The organism is Achromobacter sp. 2789STDY5608615 (assembly GCF_001298995.1).
Lineage (GTDB): Bacteria > Pseudomonadota > Gammaproteobacteria > Burkholderiales > Burkholderiaceae_B > Achromobacter > Achromobacter insuavis.
On the sequence record NZ_CYTY01000092.1, the window covers coordinates 1 to 2,149 of the forward strand.

Here is a 2,149-nt window from a genome sequence, read left to right on the forward strand (position 1 = left end):
GGCGCCCGCGGCGGAAGCGGCCAGCGCGGCGCGTCCGCTGCGCCGTCCGGCGCCGCGCGCCGCCACGGCCACGGCCGCGGCGAACGAGGCCAAGCCGGCTCCGGCGGCCACCCGCCGCCAGGCGCCGGCCGACGATGATTGGGAATCTTTCTGACGCCGGCAATGACCGGTAAATGGGCAGGTATGCGAGGCTATCTACATCTTCTGGCGGCAGCGGCGATTACGGCATTGATCGCCGGCTGCTCGGCGACGGGCCACAATTTCGACCCCGGCAAGCTGTCGACCCTGACGCCAGGGCAGACGACGCTGGAAGAAGCCTCGCGGGCGCTCACCGCGCCGCCCGACAAGTTCTACAAACAGACCGACGGCACCTTCCTCGCCCTCTGGTCCTTCAAGATCACGTTTGTCCCGGACGGCTTGTACAGCCGCAAGGAAGCGCTGCTGCAGTTCGGCCCCGACGGCCGCCTGATGCGCCTCGTGGACAGCACCAATATTCTGCTGGAACCCTGGGAACGCCAGAAGTTGCTGGGCCCCGCGCCCGTGCCTGACACCAGTCAGGAATGGACGCAGCCGCCCGCGCCGGAGGTCCAGGTGGAGACCATCGTCATACCGGGGCCGGCCGTCGTGTCGCCCGAGCCGATGCGCCAGGGCCGCTAGGTCCCGTTTTCGCGGAGAGCGTGCCGGCCCCCGTGGCCGCCGCGTACGTCGCCCTGATGCGTGCCCGTTCCGCAAGGAAGGCACGCCAGGGTGGTTTTTCATTTGGTCAGAGCTGTACCTGAGGGATGGGGAAAGAATATGGAAGCGAGTCTGGAATCCGGAGCGAAGTCAGGCAAGGTCGGTAAGAAAAAGGCCTCGCGTGCGCCCAAGGTGAAACGCAAGCTGAGACTGCGCGACGCCCGCGTCGGCACGATGCTGCTGTGGGTCATGGCGTTCTTCGCGGTGCTGATCGCGGCGGTGGGCGGCCTGGCCGCCTTCTTCCTGCAGCACAACTACGAGTCCATCCGCGAGGTCAATGCGCTGACCGAACGCTCCAAGCAAGTGGATGTGATCAACAGCGACATGCTGCGCGCGCGCGTCAGCCTGATGGTCGCGGCCCGCCACCTGCAGGAATCCGGCTGGGGCAGCGGCGAGAACTCGGCGCGTGACGCGGCCGCGGCGCTCAAGGGCGCCACCGATCTGCTGACCGGCGTGCGCAGCCGCTTCGCCGACTTCCAGAAGAACATGCTGCAGGACGATACCGGCCGCCAGCTGTCCATGAACCTGGTCCGCCGCTACCGCTCGTACATCGATGACGGCGTCGACACCATGGTGGAAGCGCTGCGCAGCGAGGACTACTCGACTTTCTACATGGTCAACAACGAATACGGCACGCCCCGCAGCGCCGCCTTCATCGAGGCCATTGGCGAGTTCAGCAAGTACATCGGCGACCAGCAGCAGGCCACGATCGACCAGGCCGAGGCCAACTTCAACCGCGCCATGATCGCCGTCGCCGTCGCGGTGGCGCTGGCGCTGGCCTTGATGGTGTTCTGCCGCGTGTTGTTCGGCCGCCTGGTGGTGCGTCCGCTGGTCGAGGCCGGCCAGCATTTCGACAAGATCGCCGCCGGCGACCTGACCAGCCGCGTCGAAGTGCGTTCGCACAACGAAATCGGCCAGCTGTTCGCCGCGCTCAAGCGCATGCAGGAGAGCCTGACCCGCACGGTGGCCACGGTGCGCCGCGGCGTCGACGAAATCACGGTGGGTTCGCGCGAAATCTCGGCCGGCAACACCGACCTGTCGAGCCGCACGGAAGAGCAGGCGGCCTCGCTGGAAGAGACCGCCGCTTCGATGGAAGAGCTGGCCTCGACCGTCAAGCAGAACGCCGACAACGCGCGCCAGGCCAACCAGTTGGCGGCCAGCGCCTCGGACGTGGCCGAGCGCGGCGGTTCGGCGGTGGCCGAAGTGGTCAACACGATGCAGGGCATCTCGGCCAGCTCGCGCAAGATCTCGGAAATCGTGTCGGTCATCGACGGTATTGCCTTCCAGACGAACATCCTGGCGCTGAACGCGGCGGTGGAAGCCGCTCGTGCCGGCGAGCAGGGCAAGGGCTTCGCGGTGGTGGCGGGCGAAGTGCGCTCGCTGGCGCAGCGCAGCGCGCAGGCGGCCAAGGAAA

2 protein-coding genes are annotated in these 2,149 nt (G+C 67.4%); both read left to right on the forward strand.

Translation table 11 applies throughout. From position 1 onward, the window contains the following. Window positions 1–183 precede the first annotated feature (183 nt). Entirely contained in the window at window positions 184–657 is a 474-nt protein-coding gene (locus AOZ49_RS31480) for a hypothetical protein (RefSeq protein ID WP_054435754.1), read from the forward strand. A gap of 138 nt (window positions 658–795) precedes the next feature. Then, window positions 796–2,149, forward strand: a 1,354-nt coding sequence (locus AOZ49_RS31485) for a methyl-accepting chemotaxis protein (RefSeq protein ID WP_054479832.1), incomplete at its 3' end; no start/stop codon positions are given.